Below are 20,148 nucleotides of genomic sequence, written 5' to 3'. Positions count from 1 at the left end.
TCAGCGTGAGGCCAGTTGCGAGAGACCGCTCAACACCGCTTGCCTGCGGTCCAAGTTCAGATGCTCGGTCTCAGTGGCCAATCGGCCCAGGGTGTCCCACAGGGTAGCCCAATCGGCAAGCGGCCGCGAGCCAAGGAAGGCCGGAGCCGGTTGCCCCCTGGCAGAGCGGCGCAGAGCATCGCCAAGCTGGTCACGCAGCAAGGCCATGAAGGTGCCGAAAGCGGCTCCATCTCGGCCGGAGCTCAGCATATCCGCGAGTTGATGCAGATCCTGACCGCCGACAAAGGGCAAAGCGGCCAGAAAGGCGCTGACCTGCTCGTGCAAAGCCAGGCCGTCACCGCCAGCCATGCCAAGCGCCTTGCCGGGCGATCCGCTTCCGATCCGGACCAGGGTGGATCGCTGCTCCTCGCTTAAATCAGGCGCCAAGCACTTCATCGCCTCCTGCATTTCGCCGTTCTTCAAGGGGAACAGTTCCAGGCGCCGGCAACGGCTGCGGATGGTCGGCAATAAGCGGTCAGGCGCGGCGCTAACCAGCAGCAGCAATGCGCCAGGTGGTGGCTCCTCCAGGGTCTTCAGGAGTGCGTTCTGTGCTTCCGCATTCATGGCTTCCACTTGATCGATCAGGATGATCCGCCAAGCACCTTCAGCAGCGGTCAGCCCAACGAAACGGGAGAGTGCCCGCACATCATCGACGCGGATCATCCGCTTCACACCGGTTCCCGCTGTCGGAGACAGAACCCTGAGGTCACTGTGCGAGCCCGCAGCGATGCGTCGGGAAACAGGATGATCCGGCGGAACCTCCAGTGGAGCCTGCCCCTCCGGCCGATCGGCCAGCAGCCATCGGGCGAGGCGGAAGGCCAGGGTCGCCTTGCCGATGCCCCACGCCCCGGTCAGCAGCCAGGCGTGATGCAGATGCCCAGTGACACCCGCCTCAGCCAAGCTGCTGGCCGTCGCCTCATGTCCGAAGAGGTGGTGGTTGGCCTGGGGGTCCAGGGCTCCCATCAGTCACTCCTCATGACAAGCCGTTCGCGGATCACCTTTAGAGCATCCACCAACAGGCAGCTTGGTGATCGCTCGGCGTCAAGCAGAAGACATCGTTGCGGTTCATGCTCCGCGAGGTCACGGAACGCTTGTCGAACTCGCTGGTGAAAGGCTGAACCCATAGCTTCAAAGCGGTCCGGCGCGTTCCTGGCAGCGGCACGCGCCAGTCCGGCCTCGACCGGCAAATCCAGGATGACCGTCAGCTCAGGCTCGGCGTCAGGCATAGCAATGGTCCGGATCTTGTTCCACCACGCGACATCAAGCCCTTGCCCGGCGCACTGGTAAGCCATCGTCGAGTCGGAGAAGCGATCGCAAATGACCCATGCGCCGGCCGCCAGGGCGGGAGCAATGGTCTTGCCCCAGTGTTCCCGGCGCGCCGCAAGCACCAGCATGGCGGCCGTCGCCGCGTCCCAATCGACCTGCCCATGGAGCAGCAGCGTGCGGAGAGCTTCAGCGCCAGGCGAGCCTCCGGGCTCGCGTGTGCGCAGGACTGGATACCCTTCGCGTCCCAGCGCCATGGCCAGATGGCGCGCAAGCGTCGTCTTGCCAGCGCCTTCGCCACCTTCCAGGGTAATGAAGCGCCCTTTCACTGCCTTAGCCGGAGATCATTCGGCCAAGCAGCGCAGGGATGCGCTGTACCAGCCCAAGCTTCGACACGTCGGTGCCCGCGAAAAGAGGCAGTGACATCGATGGCACCCCCTCCCCGCCCACCACCAGGGAACCGATCTCCTGCCCGCGAACGACAGGGGCCGCGACTGGCTGCTGGTAGCGGATCTGAACCGCAAGGTGGCGCCGCCACTGGCGTGGCAACGTCAGCACCAGATCCTTGCCTCCCACCAACGGAACGGTGGGCTGTTCACCGAGGTAAACAGGCGCTGACTCGACCGTATCCGAGGCGCGGAAAAGAGTTACGTTCTCGAACTCCCGGAATCCCCACTCAATCAGGCGCTCGGCTTCCTCGCTCCGCGCACGCATGGAAGACAGGCCGTTGATGACCAGGATCAGCCTTCGGTCGCCTCGCTTCACCGTGCCTGTCAGGCCGTAGCCGGCATCCTCAGTGTGGCCGGTCTTCAGGCCATCCGCCCCGGAAACCCGACCCAGCAACGGATTCCTGTTCTCCTGGCTGATGTCATGCCAAGTGAAGGAGCGCTGGCTATAGATGGGATAGTACTGCGGGAAGTCGATGATCAGGCGTTGAGCGAGAGTGGCTAGGTCACGGCTGGTCATGCGGTGCGCGGGATCCGGCCACCCCGTGGCGTTCCGGAAGTGGCTGTCGCGCAGGCCGATCCTGGTTCCGTATTCATTCAAAAGCTCGGCGAATTGCTGCTCGCTGCCACTGATCCCCTCAGCCAGCACGACGCAGGCATCGTTCCCGGATTGCACGATGACGCCGTGCGCCAGATTCTCGACGTTGATGCTGGTGCCGAGCTCCACAAACATTTTGGAGCCGCCCATACGCCATGCAGCTTCACTGACGGGGAGTTCCTGATCCATCCGGAGCCTGCCTTGCTTGAGCAGGTCGAAGACGACGTACATCGTCATCAGCTTGGACATGGACGAGGGCGGCATGCGCTCGTCGGCGTTCTTCTCCAGGAGGACCGCGCCGGTTGCCGCGTCAATGAGAAGGGCCTGCCGTGCCTGCGTGTCCAGTGGACCAAGTGGCGTGGTGGCAGGCGACGATGGAGGCGCACTTGGCACCGCGGCTGGCCGGCCGCTCCCGCGACGCTGTTGCGCCGAGGCCGGCGCGATCGCGACGCCTCCTGCCAAGGCCCCCAGCAGCAACTCTCGACGGATCATCATGCGGAGCCTCCCCTTGGGGCGAAATCAGTCCACCAATATCTTTGCGTCGGATACGCCCGAGCGCAGCAGAGTCTCAAGGGTTGTGTCAGCCTCTGAAACAGTCTGGAACGGTCCCAGTCGAACCCGGAACTCGGCACGCCTGCCGGTGCCGCTTGCCTCTACCCTGCCGCCGATACGGGATGCCTGGCGCTGAGCCTCGGCGCGCGTGTTGAAGTGGCCCGTCTCGATCAGCAATCGCCCTGGGCGGGCTGCGGTCCGAACGGCAACAGGGCTCAGCTCGGCCGGCGGCGCTGCTGCTGGAGTCACTGTGGAGAAGCTCTGCGAGGGCGCTCCTGAGCGGGGTTGCACAGGTTTGGTCCGGGTCCCGGGCAGATCCGGCAGAACTTCACCCTGAAGCACATCGCGTGGCGCGGATGCGATGTGTAGCTGATTCGGCTCGCGATGCGGCAGGCTTGCCGCCAGGATGCGTGACTCATCCTCATCGATGGCGATCGCCACCTGGCTCGTGCCGCCTGGGCTCATGCCAAGAAGTTCCGCCACACGCGGAGACACCTCCAGAAGGCGGCCCGGTTGAGCCGGTCCGCGGTCGTTCACCCTGACGCGGAGCCGGAGGCCGTTTTCCAGATTGGTCACATAAAGGATGGCCGGAAGTTGCAGTGTTCTATGTGCAGCCATCAGTGCACGAGGATCGTAGATCTCTCCATTGGCCGTGCGCCGGCCGGCCCTGCGATCGGCCGTCACGGCGGCGAGCCCCGTCTGTGTAAGGCCGAAATCCTCCCTTGGGTAAGACCATGCGCTGCCCATTTGGTAGGGTGCACCGATCACGTATTCCGGTGCGGCGACCGGCTGCGGCGGCACCGCGGCACAGCTCCCCAAGCTCCAAAGAGCCAGCAGCGCAGTGCCGGCCTTGCGACGTCTCGCGGTCATGCCACCCTGTCGGACAACAACCCGATTACCAGAGCATAGTAGTCGGACGGATTGTACCGGCGGATGGCGTGGAAGTTCTGGTAAACCAGAAATGCCTGACCCCCAGCTCCGCCGGGGAGCAGAACCGAGGCTTCCATGGGCAGCGGCGGCAAGTCTGTTCCATCGGCGGCCCGCACGCCCAGCCTCAGCCAATCCTGGAGCGGCTTCCGGGTAGAGCGTCCCGCCAAGGCCGGATCGAAGGACCCTGGGACCAGAACCTCCCGCCCCCAGCGCTCATCCTCACGCCAGCCGTTGCGGGCCAGGTAGTTGGCAATGGAAGCTAGAGAGTCGGGCACGCTATCCCAGATGTCGCGACGGCCGTCACCATCGAAATCAACCGCCAGGCGCTCGAAGCTGGTGGGCATGAATTGCGGATTGCCCATGGCACCGGCATAGCTGCCCCGCATCCGCTCGGCTGAAGTGTCATGCTGTTCCAGGATGCGCAAAGCCGCGAGCAACTCCTTGCGGAAGAATGCACTTCGCCGGCCATCCCAGGCCAAAGTCGCCAGCGCCTCTACAACATTGAAGTTGCCCGTAAAGCCGCCATAGTTCGTTTCCAATCCCCAGATCGCCATGATGATCCGCGGCGAAACTAGATAGCGCTGCCAGATGGCGTTCAACAGCGCCTGATGTTCGGTGAAGAGCTGCCGGCCCCGATCTATTCTTTGCGCCGACAGCCGGCCATCACGGTACTGCTCCCATGTGAGGGTAAATTCAGGCTGCCGACGGTCCAGTTCCAGCACCTTTTCATTCGGCCGGATTATGGAGAAGGCTCGGCGCAGAGTTTCACTAGAAACTCCGCTACGACGCGCCTCCTCCCCTACTCCATCCAGAAACGCCTGAAAGCTCACGGAAGCAGCTTGCGCCTGCCCCGCGAACCCCAGCGGCAGGATCGCGAATCGCGAAATAAGGGAACGTCGGTTGAGCATGACCCGAGAGGTGCCATGCCACTTCTCCGGCTGCAACCGCCTTCGAACAGGCCCAACGATAAGCGAGAGCACAGATCAAAACCGAACCGACACGTTCAAGGAGCCGAAGCTCTGGAGCCCCTTCTGCCCGTAAAACTCCTCACTCCGCCAAACCTGGGTATAGGCGAAGCGCATCCCCCGCCAGAGTACGGCCACCCCCGCCTGGGCATCTCCGACCAGGATGCGCTTATCGACGCTTCGACTTTCCCGCCAAGTATTGCCATCCAGAAAGACATCCCGCGCCATGGCACGACCATCGAGGCCCGCGAAGATGTACCAGCCAAACTCCTGTTCTGGCTGAATCCAGGTCGATCCGGCCAAAGCAGGTCTGATCCGTGGAGGTCCGAAATCGGCATCGAGTCCCTGCCCGAAGCGGAACACACCGCCAACACCGGCATAGGTTTGCACATTGCCAAGGCTAAGCGTCGCTGAGGGAATGATTTCGGCTTGCTGACCCGCAAGATGCGGGAGAGGAATGCGCCACTTTCGCTCGTACAAGGCGGTGAGGGCCGGCTCATCCTTCAGCTGGGAGTTCCAGCCATTCGTTTGGGGGATGTTGATGAGGTCGTGGTAGTTGTTCTGCACGAACTCACCCAGGGCAGACGGGCCAATCACGCCAGCCTGCAACTCCAGCAAGTTGGAAGTTGTGGGCGTCGTTCTGGAAATGGACAATGCTCCGTAGAGATAGGCGGCATAGGGCCGGTCTCGTAGATCAGGCTGACTGGTCTGGGTATCTTGCGGTGTGTAGAGGCTCTGGCCGAAAGCCAAGCCCCAGCGGAGATTACCAGCGCCGAGTGCCCAGTTGAGATGATCGTCCAGCCGCTCAAGCGGGCGCGGCAGGTCGGTGGAGGGTGAGCGATACGCAAACAGAAAACCGTTGGTGTAGTAGCGGTCGCTGCCACCAAACATGTCGTTCTCGATGGAGAAAGAGAAGGTGCCCTTGGGATCCGGCGTTGGTGCTGCCGGGTTGATCTCCTGACTTGTTGCACCCGACCATGAGACGGTGGCGAAGCACCCCGCGAGAATGATCAATCGAAGCGACATGCACTTTCCTTTTGGCGCTACACGAGCTAACGCCGCTCGGAACGGGACGTTTGTCAGTGAGGCGGTTGCTGACAAGCCAGAGTTCCGGATGGGTGGCCGAGTGGTTTAAGGCAGCGGTCTTGAAAACCGCCATAGGGGTAACTCTATCGTGGGTTCGAATCCCACCCCATCCGCCAACCGGCACCACGGAACAGATGCAATGACGTGCCGGCGGGCCTAAATGAATCCTGTGAACCTTCTATCCCCCTCCCGCCATCACCTGGAGGTGGAGGTCGTTTTTGACCTCGTATGCCCGTGGTGCTTTCTCGGCACGCGGCGGCTGCGCCGAGCATTGACGCGCCGCAGCGATATCCATGCTCATATCCGATGGAGACCATTTCTCCTCCATCCCGAGCTCGGCTCGGGCGGAGCCAGTCGTCAGGACCATCTGGCGCGTAAGTTCGGCGGGGAAGAGCGTGCGCGGCGACTCCATGCCACCATGACGGAGCTCGGCCGCTCCGAGGGTATTCCCTTCTGTTTCGACAGGATCAAGAAGATCCCCTCTTCCATCGACGCGCACCGCCTTGTCCGCTTCGCGGAGCACATGGACCAGGCGGACGCAGTGGTCGACGCGCTCTTCACGGCGCATTTTTGCGATGGCGCCGATATCGGGCACTTGCCGACCCTGACGTCCATCGGCACCCGCTGCGGTCTGGAAGAGCGGGTGGTGCACCGCTTCCTGCTGGAGGGCCGCGAAACCGAAGCGGTACATTCCGAGAACCTGCGGGCCCACAGGCTCGGCATCAACGGCGTTCCCTGTTTCGTTATCACCGGTCAGCAAGGTGGCGGTGTTGGTCATGCCGTGGCGGGAGCGCAGGAACCTGAGGTGCTCGAAAGACTGATGGACGTGGCCATTGCCGAGAGCACCGAGTTCTGAGGAACCGGCCCAACTGGCGCTTCAGCTTCGGGGCAGGAAACCAACCAGCTTTTCCGCGCGGCAGACAATGGGCTCCGCGATCGCGGAGGCCTTCTCCGCACCCAGGCGCAAACCGGCGTCAACAGCGGCGGGATCCGCAAGAAGGCGGCGCATCTCCTGCTGAATAGGACCCAGGTGCGAAACCAGGACGTCCGTCAAGGCTCCCTTGAAGGTTCCGAAACCCTGGCCGGCATGCTCCCGTAGAACCTCTTGCGGCTGCCGATCAGTGATTGAGGCCATGATGCCAACAAGGTTCTTCGCCTCCGCTCGGCCTTCAAGCCCGGCGAGCTCGGACGGCAGCGGTTCGGCATCGGTCTTCGCTCTACGGATCTTCAGGGCGATGGTATCGGCATCATCTGTCAGGTTGATGCGAGCTTGGTCGGAGGGGTCAGATTTCGACATCTTCTTGGTGCCGTCCCGCAGGGACATGACCCGCGCCGCCACACCCTGGATGATCGGCTCGATGCTCGGGAAAAATTCCTCACCGAAATCATGGTTGAATTTCTGAGCGATGTCGTTGGCGAGTTCGAGGTGCTGCTTTTGATCCTCTCCCACTGGAACACGCGTGGCATGATAAGCGAGGATGTCGGCTGCCATAAGGTTAGGGTAGACATACAGGCCCGCACCGGCGTTCTCCCGATCCTTGCCTGCCTTGTCCTTGAATTGGGTCATCCGGTTCAACCAGCCGATCCGGGCCACACAATTGAAGATCCAGGCAAGGCGCGCGTGGGCATGCACATGGCTTTGCACGAAAAGGACGCACCGTTCAGGGGCCACTCCGCATGCCATCAGGGCTGCCGCCATTTCTCTGGTTTGAACCGCCAGAGTCGCGGGATCAAAGGGTTGGGTAATGGCGTGCAGATCAACCACGCAATAGATGCATTCATGGGTGTTCATCATGGGCACCCAGTGTCGGATGGCGCCCAGATAGTTGCCCAAGGTCGGAATGCCAGAGGGCTGGATTCCTGAGAATACGCGCTGCATCAACCCACACTTCTCCCAAGCTGCCCCTGTGGCTGCCGCGTGATCCCGCGCCAACAAGCCGACGTCAACCCGCTACCCTGTCTGCGGTTCTCGGAAGAAGCCGGGCGTCCGACTGTTTGAGATCCAAGCCCTCTGTTTAAAGAGGGCCGATGCCGGGGCATCAGTATCCTATTCGATGATAGCTTGGCTGCGGGGAAGACTGGTTTGCTCCTCCTGGCTACCTCAAAGGGGTCCAACGGCGCAGCGGCTGGATGCCTGTGAACCTCCTCCCTACCGATGATGTAAAGCAGTTTCATAAGCTGATCGGCCCGCCTAACCCGCCCTCAATCCATAATGACATCGCATCTTTCCGCATGTGACACCTTCATGCAGCTGCGGCGTTGCAGCATGGATATGGACCACTTGATCACAGATACCCGCGCTCCCAACCACGACGATGCTAGCAACGCCTCTGGTGTATTGCTGCGGCCGGGTCAAAACGTTTGGAAGATCTGCAAGGCAGATCGTGCCGCGGTACTGGTGGATGCAGCTGCTTATTACAAAGCTTTCCGCGACAGTTGCAAAAACGCCCAAGAAACCATTGTTATTGCAGGATGGGATATAGACAGTCGGACGCCGTTGGTTGGTCCTAGTGGTAAGGTGGACGATGGCTTGCCGGTCCATCTGGGACCTTTCTTGACAGCCCTTGTTCAAAAGCGCCCTGAGCTTCGCATCAAACTTCTGCTCTGGGATTATTCAGTGCTTTATGCGCTGGAGCGGGAACTACTGCCGGCTTTGAAACTCCATTGGAATACGCCGCGTCAGATCGAACTGTGCCTCGATGATGAGACTCCCTTCGGAGCTTCTCATCACCAGAAGATTGCTGTGATTGATAACAGCCTAGCCTTTGCCGGTGGGCTGGACCTGACCATACGCCGATGGGATACGCCAGAGCACAAGCCGGTACATCCGTTCCGCGTGGATCATCGGGATGAGGCTTATCCGCCATTTCACGACATCCAAATGATGGTGGAAGGTGAAGCTGCCAATGCTCTGGGCGAAGTCTTTTCAATGCGGTGGCAGCGCAGCGCCTGTGAGGAACTCTCCCTGCACAAACCTTCTGTGGGAGAAAGCCTATGGCCCAGCTGTGTTGAGCCGGACTTCCACAATGTTTCGATCGGAATAGCCCGAACCGCTGCTTCGGCAGGCGATGCCCCCGTTATCCGCGAAGTCGAGCGCCTCTTCGAGGATATGATAGGGGCTGCCGAGAGGGAAATTTACATTGAAAATCAATTCCTAACCCACTCTGGCTTAGCAAGCTCTCTGGCTCGCCGTCTTCTCAAGCGCCCTGCATTGCAAGTCATTATCGTAGGGCCTCGTACCCATCATACTTGGTTGGAACACCGTAGCATGCTGGCGGGACGCATCCGCTTCATGCAAATCCTCAAGGATCATGGTGTCAACGACCGCGTTCGCCTTGTTTTCCCTCAAGTCGGTGGAAGGGCGGAGGCCAAGGCGGATGTCATGGTTCACGCCAAGCTCATGGTCGTCGATGATCGAATTCTGCGTGTCGGTTCAGCCAATCTTTGCCGTCGATCGATGGGAACCGATAGCGAATGCGACCTGGTGATTGAGGCCACAGATGAAGCAACGCGGCATGGCATTCGAAATATCCGAAACCGTCTTCTGGCTGAACATCTGGGCTGCACCGTCGATCAGATCGCTTCCTCGATCGAGCGAAGTTCCCTGATCAAGTCGTTGGATGGGCTAGGGAAAGGCCGGCGGCGGCTGCTGCCTATCCAGGATGGAGCCTTAGAGCAGGGCGAGGCGCTCACACAGATCGAAGTGGTCGCAGATCCGCCCCGACCGCTCGGCGCCACCATGCTGCTCGCAGATTTCAACCCGGGCCATGGAGTCCACAGCGCGATGCCACTGCTGACCAGAATTGGCCTTCTTCTTCTACCTATCGTGCTGTTTGCCCTTGTGTGGCAGTACACACCGCTTTCGGCGTTCATGAATCCCGAGGTTGTCAGCAATTCCCTCCAATCGGCAAAAGGGGCCTGGGGACCGGCTATGGCGCTGGGGCTATTCATGGTCCTAGGGTTCCTGGCCTTCCCCTTGAACGTGTTGATTGTTGCAACTGCCGCTGCATTTGGCCTCTGGCCGGGTGTGGCATACGCCGCTGTTGGTGCCATGGTCAGCGCCTTTCTGACCTACTTAGTCGGGCGGCGGATCGGGCCAGTGGTGCTCCGACGGCTTATCGGACCAAGAATCAACCGGATCAGCAGGACCATCTCTGCCAATGGTGTCATGGCGGTTACGATGGTGCGGCTGATGCCGGTCGCGCCCTTTACCTTCGTGAACCTAGTTGCGGGAGCCGTCCGGATCCCCCTTCTCGACTATATGCTTGGAACAGCCTTAGGCCTGCTCCCGGGACTTCTACTGATGACGGCTCTCGGCGATCGCTTGCTGCGCATGATCTCGGACCCGTCGCCGTCGGAACTCATGGCGTTGCTGCTGGTGCTCGCTGCCTGGATGGGCCTGTCATACGGGCTACAGCTCCTGGTGGGATGGCTGCGCCGGCGGAATGCTGGGACAGCGGAGGCGCAGAATTGATCATCCGCGTGATGACCTGGAACATCCATGCAGGCATCGGCATGGATGGACGCCGCGACCTGGATCGTATTCTGGGCTTTATCCGGCGGCACCGCCCAGACATTCTGGCAGTACAAGAGGTGGATGGTCGTGCGCTCGGTGCTGCGCCCTCCCCATTCACTCTGCTCCAGTCGCAGATCGGCGGTGGCACCGCCGTGGCAGAAACGATCATTGGTGCCGATGGTGCTTATGGGCACATGCTGCTCAGTCGCTGGCCGTTCGAAGATTACGCTCTGCATGATCTTTCAATGAAGGGCCGCGAGCCTAGAACAGCAATCTTCGCCCGTGTCAGAACGCCTCACGGAGGTCTCAACGTCATCGCGGCCCATCTTGGCCTGAAGCACCACGAGAGACGCATGCAGGCCGCGAAGCTGAAGAACCTGGCGCGCAACACAGAAGGCCCTGTGACGCTGCTGGGAGATCTGAACGAATGGACTTGGCGCGGTCCGGTCTGGAAGGCCTTGTCCCAGGTCTTTCCGGCACGGACCGCTCACCGCACCTTTCCGTCACGCTGCCCTGTTCTGAGACTTGACGAAATTTTCTGCCGGCCGGCCAGCCTGCTGGGTTCGAGCTGGCGCGATACCAGCGCTTGGCAAGCCTCGGATCACCTGCCGGTCATAGCAGAGTTGAACATGCACGCCGCACCAACAGCCTGTACAGGGCGGGAACTGGTCGACGCGGACTTTACTCCCTAAGCCTGAGATGGCGCGCCCTGAGGGACTCGAACCCCCAACCAACCGGGTAGAAGCCGGTTGCTCTGTCCAGTTGAGCTAAGGGCGCCTTGGGAACAACAATCAGTGGGTCCAATTCTCGCTACGCCCATAGCGAAAATTATCGGCGTACGACTTCGGCTTGATGACCGATCCTGCGGGTGCGGGCTCCACTTCATAACGGATACCGTTTGCGCGAGCATACGCCTCGGCAGCTTCTTGGCTAGAAAAGCTCAAGCGCAGCTGAGACTGCATGTCGCCCGAGCCCGACCATCCGGTCAACGGATCGATGGTCTTCGCCTCCGACGGCGTAAACGTCAGGATCCACCGACCACTCTTAGCCTTGCCCGACTGCATGGCGGAACGGGGTGGCATCGAGATGCGGGCAATGGCGCGATGGCGGCTCATGAGGGGCCCTCACTGGCGAGTTCCGGCGCTCGGCGCCTTGGCGGAATATCGGGGCGAGAGGATTCGAACCTCCGGCCCTCTGCTCCCAAAGCAGATGCGCTACCAGGCTGCGCTACGCCCCGACTGCCCGCAAAATATGGGCAACAGCACCGTAGCGCAACCTAGCTCGCGGTGCCCCAGGCATCCTTCTTAGCTCGGAGCCCCGATGCAGGTGATGCTACCCATCCATGGAGCCAGCACCTGCGGTACCAGAACCGAGCCGTCCTGTTGCTGATGGGTCTCCAGAACGGCGATCAAAGCCCGCCCGACTGCCACTCCCGAGCCGTTGAGCGTATGCAGGAAGGACGTACCTTTCCCGCCGACAGGCCTGAAACGAGCACCCATCCGCCGTGCCTGGAAGTCACCACAGTTGGAACAGGATGAGATCTCGCGCCAAGCCTTTTGGCCGGGAAGCCATACCTCAAGGTCATAGGTCTTGGTGGATGCGAAGCCGGTATCGCCGGCGCACAGCAGAACACGCCTCCAGACCAGCCCGAGCTCGGTCAGCACGCGCTCCGCGCAGGCCGTCATCTGCTGATGCTCCTGCTCGGACGTTTCCGGCGTAGTGACGACCACCATTTCAACCTTGTTGAACTGGTGCTGCCGCAACATGCCGCGCGTATCTCGACCCGCACTGCCCGCTTCTGACCGAAAGCATGGAGACAGTGACGCCATTCTCCATGGCAACCGGTCTTCGGGCAGGATCTCACCCGCAGCCATGTTGGTCAGAGGAACCTCCGCAGTTGGAATTAGCCACCGGCCGTCGGTGGTGCGGAACAGATCTTCCTCGAATTTCGGCAACTGACCGGTGCCGTACATCGTCGCATCGTTGACCAGCAGTGGGATGGATGTTTCGGTAAAGCCATGCTCGTCCACATGAAGGGACAGCATGTACTGCGCCAATGCGCGTTCCAATCTGGCCAACTGCCCCTTCAGAACGGTGAAACGTGCTCCAGCGAGCTTGGCCGCGGCTCCGAAGTCCATCAACCCCCAAGACTCGCCCAGCTCGAAATGCTGCTTCTCCGGAAATCCCAGGTCGCGGGGCTCGCCTTGCTGGTGCAGCACCACGTTGTCGGCTTCATCCCGCCCGTCTGGAACTTCCGCCTGCAGGACGTTCGGCAAGGCTTCAAGAAGAACGTTCTGGGCCCTTTCCGCGGCACTGGCCTCGTGCTCCAGCTTCTCCATTCGTGTCCGCAGGGCCACCGCCTCGGCCTCCAGCTCACCGCTGGCGCCGCCCTGCCGCTTGACCTGACCGATCTCCTTCGAGATCTGGTTGCGGCGAGCCTGCACATCCTGTGCCGAAGTCTGCGCAGCCCGGCGGGCATTGTCGTGACTCAGGATCTCCTTCGCCACGGGAGGCAGGCCTCGGCGCGCCATGGCAGCATCAAAGGCCGCCGGATCGGCACGAACGGTGCGAACGTCATGCATGCTGGAAGATCAACCCTTATCGTCTTCGTCGCGCTTGGGGGTCACCCATCCGGCCGCCAGGATCGACAGCTCGTAGAGCACGATCAACGGGATAGCCAAGCCGACTTGGCTGATGACATCCGGTGGAGTGATGATGGCAGCGACCACGAACATTCCGACGATCGCGTAACGCCGGGCTTTCTTCAGCCCGTCAACCGTCACAATGCCCACCTTTGCCATCAGCGTGAGCGCAACCGGCAACTGAAACGCAACGCCGAACGCCAGGATCATGTGCATGACGAGGCTCAGGTACTCGCTGACCTTCGCCTCGAGCTGCACCGGAAGGACGCCCCCTCCAGGTGGAGTCTCAAAAGAAATGAAGAACTTCCAGGCCAGTGGGAAGATGAAATAGTAGGCGAGCGCTGCTCCCAGAATGAACAGAACAGGAGATGCCAGCAGGAACGGCAGGAGCGCCCGTTTTTCACTCCGGTACAAGCCAGGTGCAATGAACAGCCAGAGCTGCGTCGCCCACATGGGGAAGCTCAGGAAGGTGGCGCCGAAAAAGGCTACCTTCAGGTAGGTGAAGAATGCCTCGTAGAGCGCCGTGAAGATCATGCGCCGCTCGCCGCCGCTCTGCTCCTGCAGGATGTCTGCCAAGGGACGAGCCAGGAAGCCGTAGATCTGTGCCGAGAAGTAGTAGCAAAGCCCAAAAGCCACGATGAACGCTCCGATCGACCACAGGAGCCTCGTGCGGAGCTCCAGCAGATGCTCGATCAGGGGCATCGGCTTGTCGTCGATCGTATCTTCCTGCTCTTTGGCCACGGATGGTACTCAGGGGTTCGAGGTTAGGGGCTTGGCGGCATCACCGCCTGCTCCATGGGCATCCGAAAGCTGGTCGCCAGATGGCTTGGCAACATCCGGCGGCACAAAAGCAGGCGCCTCATCCTTCGCGACGTTGCTCGGCGCACTGGCATCATCGCCGGGCACCTGTGGCTTGGGCGAAGTGTCCGGCTTCCAACCTTCCTTCAGAGGATCCTCGCTGAAAGTCCGGCGGATATCGCCATCGGCATCCAGATTTCGCTCGATGGTGCTTCGCAGATCGAAGTTGCGGATGTCGCGGATCTGGTCCCGCACATCCTCGAGCTTCGCCTCCCGCACGAGTTCGTCGGCGTGCGATTGAAACTCGGAGGCCATGCGACGCAACTTCTGGATGCCTTTGGCAACCTTCCGGATGGCGTCCGGCAGATCCTTCGGACCGATCACCACGATCGCCACCACAGCAATCAGGGCCAATTCGGACCATGCGAAATCGAACATGTGCTTCCCATCATCCCCCGGGCGGGGCCGTTTCCGTTAGCAGGAACGGCGGACCACGCCAATCCGGCCCAGGCATATCCCGTTGCCCAGTCCCCTCATTCTAGGAATGCCCGGACAGGAAAACGAATGACCTGATGCAATCGCCTATGGGATCCTGCTCACTCCCGCGCCAGCGGTTGAGCCTCGCCGGCCAGCAACTCTTCGCGGCGCGGCAAGTCGCTCAGGACGCGCAGGCCGAACTGCTCCAGGAAGCGTGGGGTTGTCGCCCAAAGCGTCGGTCGACCGGGCACCTCCTTGCGGCCTCTAGGCGCTACCAAGCCATGTTCCAACAAGCTTTCGAGCGCCGCCTGGGAAAGGCTGGCTCCACGGATTTCCTCAATCTCCGAGCGGGTGACGGGCTGATGGTAGGCAATGATGGCCAGTGCCTCCATCGCAACTCGCGGCAGCTTACGCGGCACTTCCACAACTTTCGTGAGCAGCGGTGCAAGATCGCTGGCCGTTCTGAAGGCGTAGCCGCCAGCGATCTCGGTCAATTCCACACCGCGCCCAGCGTAGCGCGCTGCCAGCAGGGTCAGCACGGCATCCGCGCGTAAGCCTTCCGGTAGAAGCGCCTGAAGACGCTCTGCTTCCACAGGTCGATCGGAAGCAAAGACCAGGGCCTCTGCCACACGTAGCGCATGTTCCAACCCTGCCAGACCAGCGGGATCCTGAGGCATGCTGGAGAAGTCGTCTTTGCCCCCCTGGTGCTGGGGGGAATCAGGCGGCGGCATCATGGCTCTCAACTTGGGAAGATCCGGGCACCAGATCCTGCGACCTTCGCAGGAGGATCGGGCCGAAAGCCATTTCCTGATGCAATTCGAGGCGGCCACCCCGCGCCAACTCCAGCCCGGCGATCAGGGTCGCCGCGAGAGCTGCACGTTTCTCAACGGGATCGATCAGCGATTCCGGTAGGAAGCGCTGCAGCTCTCCCCATTCTGGAAGTGCACCAACGAGGCGCGCGAGCCGGTCCAGCGCCTCTTGCACGGTCCAGAGGCGACGCGGCTTCGGTCGGTAGGGTCGTTTGGCCGAGGAACGCCGGAGCGCCTCTACATAATGGCGCAGGAGACCGGGCAGATCAGCGGCAAGCCGGCTGGAATCCTTGTGCACGAGCCGCTCCGGCTCCCCGCGTGCCCAGATGTCGTAGCCGAGTTGCGGCTGTCGCTGGAGCCATTGAGAGGCTGCGCGCATCCGGTCCAGTTCGACGAGCCGAGCTGCCAATTGCTCGGCCAGCGCCTCGGCATCCTCCTCCTGTTCCGGATCCTCGGGCAGGAGGAGGCGAGATTTCAGCCAGGCCAGCCATGCTGCCATGACGAGCCAATCGGCAGCCAGTTCAAGCCTGATCCGCCGTGCCCCTTCGATAACACTGAGATACTGATCCACCAGCGCCAAAATGGAAATGCGGGCGATGTCGACCTTCTGAGCTCTCGCCAACTCCAACAGCAGGTCAAGAGGACCTTCGAAGCCCTCGAGACTGAGATGAAGGCTATCTGAGCCACTCATCATCCGTGCCCCGCGAGCTGCAGGATCAGCCGGAAGCCAGGTCCACTCACCGCCTGGATCAGCCAGGCCATGGGATCAACGGAAGGGATCAACCGCGGCAGCAGGAACAGAGCGAGGAGGACCAGCACCAGACCGGCCGGCTCCAGCCGAGCCAACGCCATAGCTGGCCGGCGAGGCAGAAGCCCAACCATGATCCGCCCGCCATCGAGCGGTGGCACAGGCATTAAGTTGAACAACCCGAGCAACAAATTAGCCAGTATGGAAAGCACGATGAAGCGGACACCGAGCTCTGTAAGATCCGCAGGGAGAGTGTCGGCCAACGCGTCCAACGGATGGGCCAGCATCGCCGCGCACCATGCGAGGAACATGTTCATGGCGGGGCCAGCTGCCGCAACCAGAACCATGCCGTAGCGCGGGTTGCGCAGTCTCCGCAGGTCGACTGGAACTGGCTTGGCCCAGCCGAACATGAACTCTACTCGGCCCAGGGTGAGAAGCTGAAACGCCAGCAACAAACCAGGCAGGATAATGGTCCCGACCCTGTCCACATGCCGCAGTGGATTCAGGCTCAGCCGTCCCGCGCGTGCCGCAGTATCATCCCCCAGCGCGAGCGAGGCATATCCGTGCGCGGCTTCGTGCAAGGTGATGGCCAGAACCGTTGCAAGGATAGCGACGGCCAGTTCCGGCAGCCAGTCGATCACGCTTGGCTGCGCATCGCGGCGTCCCGCAGAGCCAACAACGCCGTAAGATCAGGTTGCTGCTGCCCCTGCCGCGATCGCACAGCGGCGCGTGCATCCGCCAAGCGCTGCCAGGTTTGATCGCTCACTGCAGCCGCGTGCAGCAGCACAGCACGACTTTCTTCCAAGACGCCAGTGCAGTGCAATGCAACATCACAGCCAGCCGCCAGCACCGCAGCTGCTAGATCCCCTGGGGTGCCCTTCAAGGCCCTCATTGCCAGATCGTCAGACAGCAGCACTCCATCAAAGCCGACTTCCTTCCGGATGATCTCCTCGATGATGAAAGGCGACAGGGTCGCTGGCCTCTGGCGATCCCAGCTGCTGTAAAGGATATGGGCCGTCATGGCCCAGGCACCCATGCCTGCCACTGCGGCAAACGGCACCAGATCGCTTTGAAGATCCGAATGGCCGAGCTCTATGTAGGGAAGCTCGTAGTGGCTGTCGGCCAAGGCACGACCATGGCCAGGGATATGCTTGATAACAGGCACGGCTCCAGCCGCCTGCATACCGGCAATCCAGGCCCCTCCAAGTGCGGCAACCCGGCCCGGATCCTCGCTGAAGGCACGGTCGCCCACAATGTCGTGGGCGCCTTTGACGCGCAGATCGAGAACGGGTGCACAGATCACATCGAAGCCAACCGCGACGCATTCGGCGGCCAGCAGCGTTGCGTTAGCCTCCGCCACCTCCGGAGCGAGTGCTTCGAAGGTCGCCGCAGCAGGGAACTCCGGAAAATGAGGCGGACGCAAACGGGCGACACGTCCGCCTTCCTGGTCCACAAGAATATGGGCTTCAGCGCCCAGCTCCTCCCGAATGCTGGAAGTCAGGCGGCGTAGCTGATCAGGGCTCTGCACATTCCTGGCGAACAGGATCACGCCCAGCGGGCGCTGGCTCCGCAGCAGCCTCGCTTCTTCCAGGGTAAGGTCTGGACCGCTGAGGCCGATAATGGCGGCACGTTGCATGGCTGGCTACGAGCCTCTGATCAACCACCGATGACGGCGCATGCGCCGCCCCGGCTTTTAACGACGTCGCAGAACTCGCCCGCATCTTCGCGAGTCGTGAAGCCCCCTGTACGGAGGCGCCACATGGTGGGCCGCCCTTCCCGCTCGAACCGGATCACCTGCGGGGTGCGGCTACCCAGCTCCGGGATTCGACGGCCCAGTCGCTCCCATTCGGAACGCGCTCCGGACTCAGAATCCAGTGCGCCGAGCTGAACAACCACCATGCCTGCGGTGCGCATCGTGGCCGGCTGCACAGGCGAAGGGACAACCGGCGAAGGGACCGCCGGCCTGGCAGCCTGCTGGGGTGTCGCCGGTGCGAGCGGAGCCTCCGGCACCGCCGCCGCCGGGGAATGCGGCGCAATTGGCGCCGCCTGTACAGGGGCCTGTTGAACCGGTGCCTGGTAGGGAACTTCTTGCGGGGCCACGGGAACCCTTTCGACGTGCTGAGGCTGGACAATGCTGGGCGGCGGGGTGGTGGCCGCCCGCAACGCGTCCAGGTTCGGCGCTTCCGCCGCAGGCCCCAGCCGTCCCGAAGCCTCCTGAGTGCCGATCACAGTCCGACGCTCGAAAATGATCTCATCCTGATTAGCGACTTGCATTCCCCCACGGGATTCCGGCCGCACCTTGATGGGACGTGCGTCAGCGGCCACCACAGGAATAGTGTTGTCGGCATAGTGCGTGACGGCCCAGCCCACAAAGCCGCCGACAGCAAGCGTTCCAATCAGGCCGGCAGCCATCAACAGCAAACGCCTCGGCGCGCCGTCTTCCGCTGCCATTTCCCGAACCCGGTAGGATGGGATTTGACCTTCCCTCACCGCATTTCCTCGACTGGATCAACACCCATGACCGCCAGGCCCGACCGGATCACGATGGCGGCTGCGGCAACCAGGGCCAGTCTCGCGCGCGTTGCGTCCGGCTGTTCGGCCTGGATGAAACGGAGTGTGGCATCATCTCGGCCGCGGTTCCACAAAATATGAAAGTCGCTCGCCAAGTCTTGGAGATAAAAGGCAATTCGGTGCGGTTCTCGCGCTGCAGCAGCGCCCTCTACAACCCGTGGCCAAAGGGTCAGGCGCCGGATCAACGCCATTTCTGCCGGGTCCTGAAGCGAATCGAGCCCAACCGAGGCGAGATTATCGTGCTCTGGGCTTCCTGCCTGACGCAAGACGGATCGACACCGTGCATGAGCGTACTGCACGTAGAATACAGGGTTGTCGCGTGACTGCTCGACAACCTTGTCCAAATCGAAATCCATCTGGGCATCGGATTTGCGCGTCAGCATAGTGAAGCGGACCGCATCGCGGCCAACTTCGTCGATCAAATCCCGCAGAGTGATGTATGTCCCGGCACGTTTGGACATTCGTACGGGTTCACCACCCTTCATGACCTTGACGATCTGCGTCAGCACAACCGTGAGGCTAACCGCTCCATCATCGGACAAGGCCTCCACAGCCGCCTTCATGCGCGGAACGTATCCCCCATGGTCGGCGCCCCAGACCTGCACGAGATCATGAAAGCCTCGTGTGATCTTGTCCGCATGGTTGCCGATGTCGTTGGCGAAGTACGTGTTGCTGCCATCGCTCTTCCTGAGCGGACGGTCCACGTCATCTCCGAAGCGGGAAGAGGCAAAAAGCGTTTGCGGACGCGGCTCCCAATCCTCCGGCACCTTGCCTTTAGGGGGCTCCAGCACCCCCTCATAAACCAGGCCTTTTGCCGACAACTGCGCGATCGCCCGGTCGGCGGCACCCTCGCCAACCAGAGTAGCTTCGCTGATGAAGACATCGTGCCGGACACCCAGGGCGGCGAGATCCTCCTGGATCGCCTGCATCATCTGCGCCACCGCAAAAGAGCGTACTGTGGCGAGCCAGATTCCGGCCTCGGCCGGAACAGCACCAGGTGCAAGCGCGTCGCCATAAACCTCAGCCAGCGCCTGTCCCACCGGAATCAGATACTCGCCTCGGTACTGCAGACCACCGGGCACGGAAGCGGCAAAATCATCCTCACTGACCGTGGTGCCCAGGGCCTGCAGGTATCGCCAGTATGTAGCGTAGGCCAGCGCCTGCACCTGGGCACCCGCATCATTGATGTAGTATTCCTTTGTGACGGCGTGGCCAGCCTTGATAAGCAAGTTGGCCAAGGCGTCGCCGACGACGGCACCACGGCAATGACCCACATGCATAGGGCCGGTGGGGTTCGCCGATACGTACTCCAAGTTCACCTTGCGCCCCTGCCGGGACGGTCCGTCCCCATATCTCTCGGCGCTGCGCAGGATTTGCGGTAGCTGGCCCAGCAGGTAGTCTTCCGCCAGACGAAGGTTCACGAAGCCGGGACCAGCCACTTTGGCCTCAGCGACCATGGGAAGCTTGGACAATTCGGTCGCGAGGGCCGCGGCGATCCGTACCGGCGGCTGTCCTGCGCCTTTGGCCACCACCATGGCGGCGTTCGTCGACATATCGCCATGCGCCGGATCGCGCGGCGGCTCGACGCTGACCCTCTCAAGCGCGGCCGGCGCAAGATCTGGCAGCGAACGGCTTAAGCACGTCAACACCTCGGCACGCAGGGCGGCGAAGATGTCTTGCGGGACGAGGTCTTTCGGTTCCATCAGCA

20 protein-coding genes and 3 tRNA genes are annotated in these 20,148 nt (G+C 61.8%); 4 read left to right on the top strand and 19 right to left on the bottom strand.

What is annotated here, in order from left to right; genetic code table 11:
* The 6 genes from ACFOD4_RS07190 to ACFOD4_RS07165 all read right to left on the bottom strand — a co-directional run bounded on the left by ACFOD4_RS07190 (position 1) and on the right by ACFOD4_RS07165 (position 5,819).
* Complete coding sequence (locus ACFOD4_RS07190) at positions 1-1,002, bottom strand: DNA polymerase III subunit delta' (protein WP_379595244.1); 1,002 nt, start codon at positions 1,000-1,002, stop codon at positions 1-3.
* Complete coding sequence (tmk, locus tag ACFOD4_RS07185) at positions 1,002-1,631, bottom strand: dTMP kinase (RefSeq protein ID WP_379595243.1); 630 nt, start codon at positions 1,629-1,631, stop codon at positions 1,002-1,004. The genes ACFOD4_RS07190 and tmk overlap by 1 nt, the downstream gene beginning before the upstream one ends.
* Before the next feature lie 4 nt (positions 1,632-1,635).
* Positions 1,636-2,841, bottom strand: a complete 1,206-nt coding sequence (locus ACFOD4_RS07180; RefSeq protein WP_379595242.1) for a D-alanyl-D-alanine carboxypeptidase family protein — start codon at positions 2,839-2,841, stop codon at positions 1,636-1,638.
* 24 nt (positions 2,842-2,865) lie between these two features.
* The gene (locus tag ACFOD4_RS07175; RefSeq protein WP_379595241.1) at positions 2,866-3,768 is read right to left on the bottom strand and encodes a septal ring lytic transglycosylase RlpA family protein; all 903 of its coding nucleotides are present in this window, start codon (positions 3,766-3,768) and stop codon (positions 2,866-2,868) included.
* On the bottom strand, positions 3,765-4,658 hold the full coding sequence (locus tag ACFOD4_RS07170) for a lytic murein transglycosylase (RefSeq protein WP_379595240.1): 894 nt from the start codon (positions 4,656-4,658) through the stop codon (positions 3,765-3,767). Before ACFOD4_RS07170 ends, ACFOD4_RS07175 begins: the two co-directional genes overlap by 4 nt.
* Before the next feature lie 153 nt (positions 4,659-4,811).
* On the bottom strand, positions 4,812-5,819 hold the full coding sequence (locus ACFOD4_RS07165) for a lipid A deacylase LpxR family protein (RefSeq protein ID WP_379595239.1): 1,008 nt from the start codon (positions 5,817-5,819) through the stop codon (positions 4,812-4,814).
* Positions 5,820-5,905: 86 nt separating this feature from the next.
* Here ACFOD4_RS07165 and ACFOD4_RS07160 point away from each other — a divergent pair.
* Positions 5,906-5,995 (top strand) — tRNA-Ser (locus ACFOD4_RS07160).
* 44 nt (positions 5,996-6,039) lie between these two features.
* Positions 6,040-6,735: a DsbA family oxidoreductase gene (locus ACFOD4_RS07155; protein WP_379595238.1), complete on the top strand. Its 696-nt coding sequence runs from the start codon at positions 6,040-6,042 to the stop codon at positions 6,733-6,735.
* Between the two features lie 21 nt (positions 6,736-6,756).
* Here ACFOD4_RS07155 and trpS read toward each other — a convergent pair whose 3' ends face one another.
* Positions 6,757-7,758 (bottom strand): tryptophan--tRNA ligase, encoded by a 1,002-nt coding sequence (gene trpS / locus ACFOD4_RS07150; protein ID WP_379595237.1) that lies wholly within the window; start codon positions 7,756-7,758, stop codon positions 6,757-6,759.
* Between the two features lie 402 nt (positions 7,759-8,160).
* Between trpS and ACFOD4_RS07145 the strand changes: the two genes are divergently transcribed.
* Together ACFOD4_RS07145 and ACFOD4_RS07140 are read left to right on the top strand one after the other, a co-directional pair.
* A complete protein-coding gene (locus tag ACFOD4_RS07145; protein ID WP_379595236.1) occupies positions 8,161-10,353 on the top strand; it encodes a VTT domain-containing protein in 2,193 nt (730 codons plus the stop codon).
* Entirely contained in the window at positions 10,350-11,087 is a 738-nt protein-coding gene (locus ACFOD4_RS07140) for an endonuclease/exonuclease/phosphatase family protein (protein WP_379595235.1), read from the top strand. Before ACFOD4_RS07145 ends, ACFOD4_RS07140 begins: the two co-directional genes overlap by 4 nt.
* Positions 11,088-11,095: 8 nt before the next feature.
* Here ACFOD4_RS07140 and ACFOD4_RS07135 read toward each other — a convergent pair.
* The 12 genes from ACFOD4_RS07135 to argS form a co-directional block, all read right to left on the bottom strand.
* Positions 11,096-11,172, bottom strand: a tRNA-Arg gene (locus ACFOD4_RS07135).
* Between the two features lie 14 nt (positions 11,173-11,186).
* On the bottom strand, positions 11,187-11,510 hold the full coding sequence (locus tag ACFOD4_RS07130) for an ETC complex I subunit (RefSeq protein WP_379595234.1): 324 nt from the start codon (positions 11,508-11,510) through the stop codon (positions 11,187-11,189).
* 48 nt (positions 11,511-11,558) lie between these two features.
* A tRNA-Pro gene (locus ACFOD4_RS07125) sits at positions 11,559-11,632 on the bottom strand.
* A 67-nt stretch (positions 11,633-11,699) separates the two neighbouring features.
* Positions 11,700-12,977 carry a serine--tRNA ligase gene (gene serS / locus ACFOD4_RS07120; RefSeq protein WP_379595233.1) on the bottom strand — a complete coding sequence of 426 codons (1,278 nt, stop codon included), beginning with the start codon at positions 12,975-12,977 and terminating at the stop codon, positions 11,700-11,702.
* Positions 12,978-12,986: 9 nt separating this feature from the next.
* Positions 12,987-13,739: a twin-arginine translocase subunit TatC gene (gene tatC / locus ACFOD4_RS07115; protein WP_379595278.1), complete on the bottom strand. Its 753-nt coding sequence runs from the start codon at positions 13,737-13,739 to the stop codon at positions 12,987-12,989.
* A 48-nt stretch (positions 13,740-13,787) separates the two neighbouring features.
* Positions 13,788-14,273 carry a Sec-independent protein translocase protein TatB gene (tatB, locus tag ACFOD4_RS07110; protein ID WP_379595232.1) on the bottom strand — a complete coding sequence of 162 codons (486 nt, stop codon included), beginning with the start codon at positions 14,271-14,273 and terminating at the stop codon, positions 13,788-13,790.
* A 158-nt stretch (positions 14,274-14,431) separates the two neighbouring features.
* Positions 14,432-14,989: an SMC-Scp complex subunit ScpB gene (scpB, locus tag ACFOD4_RS07105; RefSeq protein ID WP_379595231.1), complete on the bottom strand. Its 558-nt coding sequence runs from the start codon at positions 14,987-14,989 to the stop codon at positions 14,432-14,434.
* Between the two features lie 40 nt (positions 14,990-15,029).
* Positions 15,030-15,812, bottom strand: a complete 783-nt coding sequence (locus ACFOD4_RS07100; RefSeq protein ID WP_379595230.1) for a segregation and condensation protein A — start codon at positions 15,810-15,812, stop codon at positions 15,030-15,032.
* Positions 15,812-16,510 carry a site-2 protease family protein gene (locus tag ACFOD4_RS07095; RefSeq protein ID WP_379595229.1) on the bottom strand — a complete coding sequence of 233 codons (699 nt, stop codon included), beginning with the start codon at positions 16,508-16,510 and terminating at the stop codon, positions 15,812-15,814. The genes ACFOD4_RS07100 and ACFOD4_RS07095 overlap by 1 nt, the downstream gene beginning before the upstream one ends.
* Entirely contained in the window at positions 16,507-17,505 is a 999-nt protein-coding gene (gene nagZ, locus ACFOD4_RS07090; protein WP_379595228.1) for a beta-N-acetylhexosaminidase, read from the bottom strand. The genes ACFOD4_RS07095 and nagZ overlap by 4 nt, the downstream gene beginning before the upstream one ends.
* Before the next feature lie 20 nt (positions 17,506-17,525).
* A complete protein-coding gene (locus tag ACFOD4_RS07085) occupies positions 17,526-18,281 on the bottom strand; it encodes an SPOR domain-containing protein (RefSeq protein ID WP_379595227.1) in 756 nt (251 codons plus the stop codon).
* A 74-nt stretch (positions 18,282-18,355) separates the two neighbouring features.
* Positions 18,356-20,143 carry an arginine--tRNA ligase gene (gene argS, locus ACFOD4_RS07080; RefSeq protein ID WP_379595226.1) on the bottom strand — a complete coding sequence of 596 codons (1,788 nt, stop codon included), beginning with the start codon at positions 20,141-20,143 and terminating at the stop codon, positions 18,356-18,358.
* Between the last annotated feature and the right edge of the window lie 5 nt (positions 20,144-20,148).

This window comes from Teichococcus globiformis (assembly GCF_042646265.1).
Classification (GTDB): Bacteria; Pseudomonadota; Alphaproteobacteria; order Acetobacterales; family Acetobacteraceae; genus Pseudoroseomonas; species Pseudoroseomonas globiformis.
This window is presented reverse-complemented; position numbering and strand designations above follow the sequence as displayed.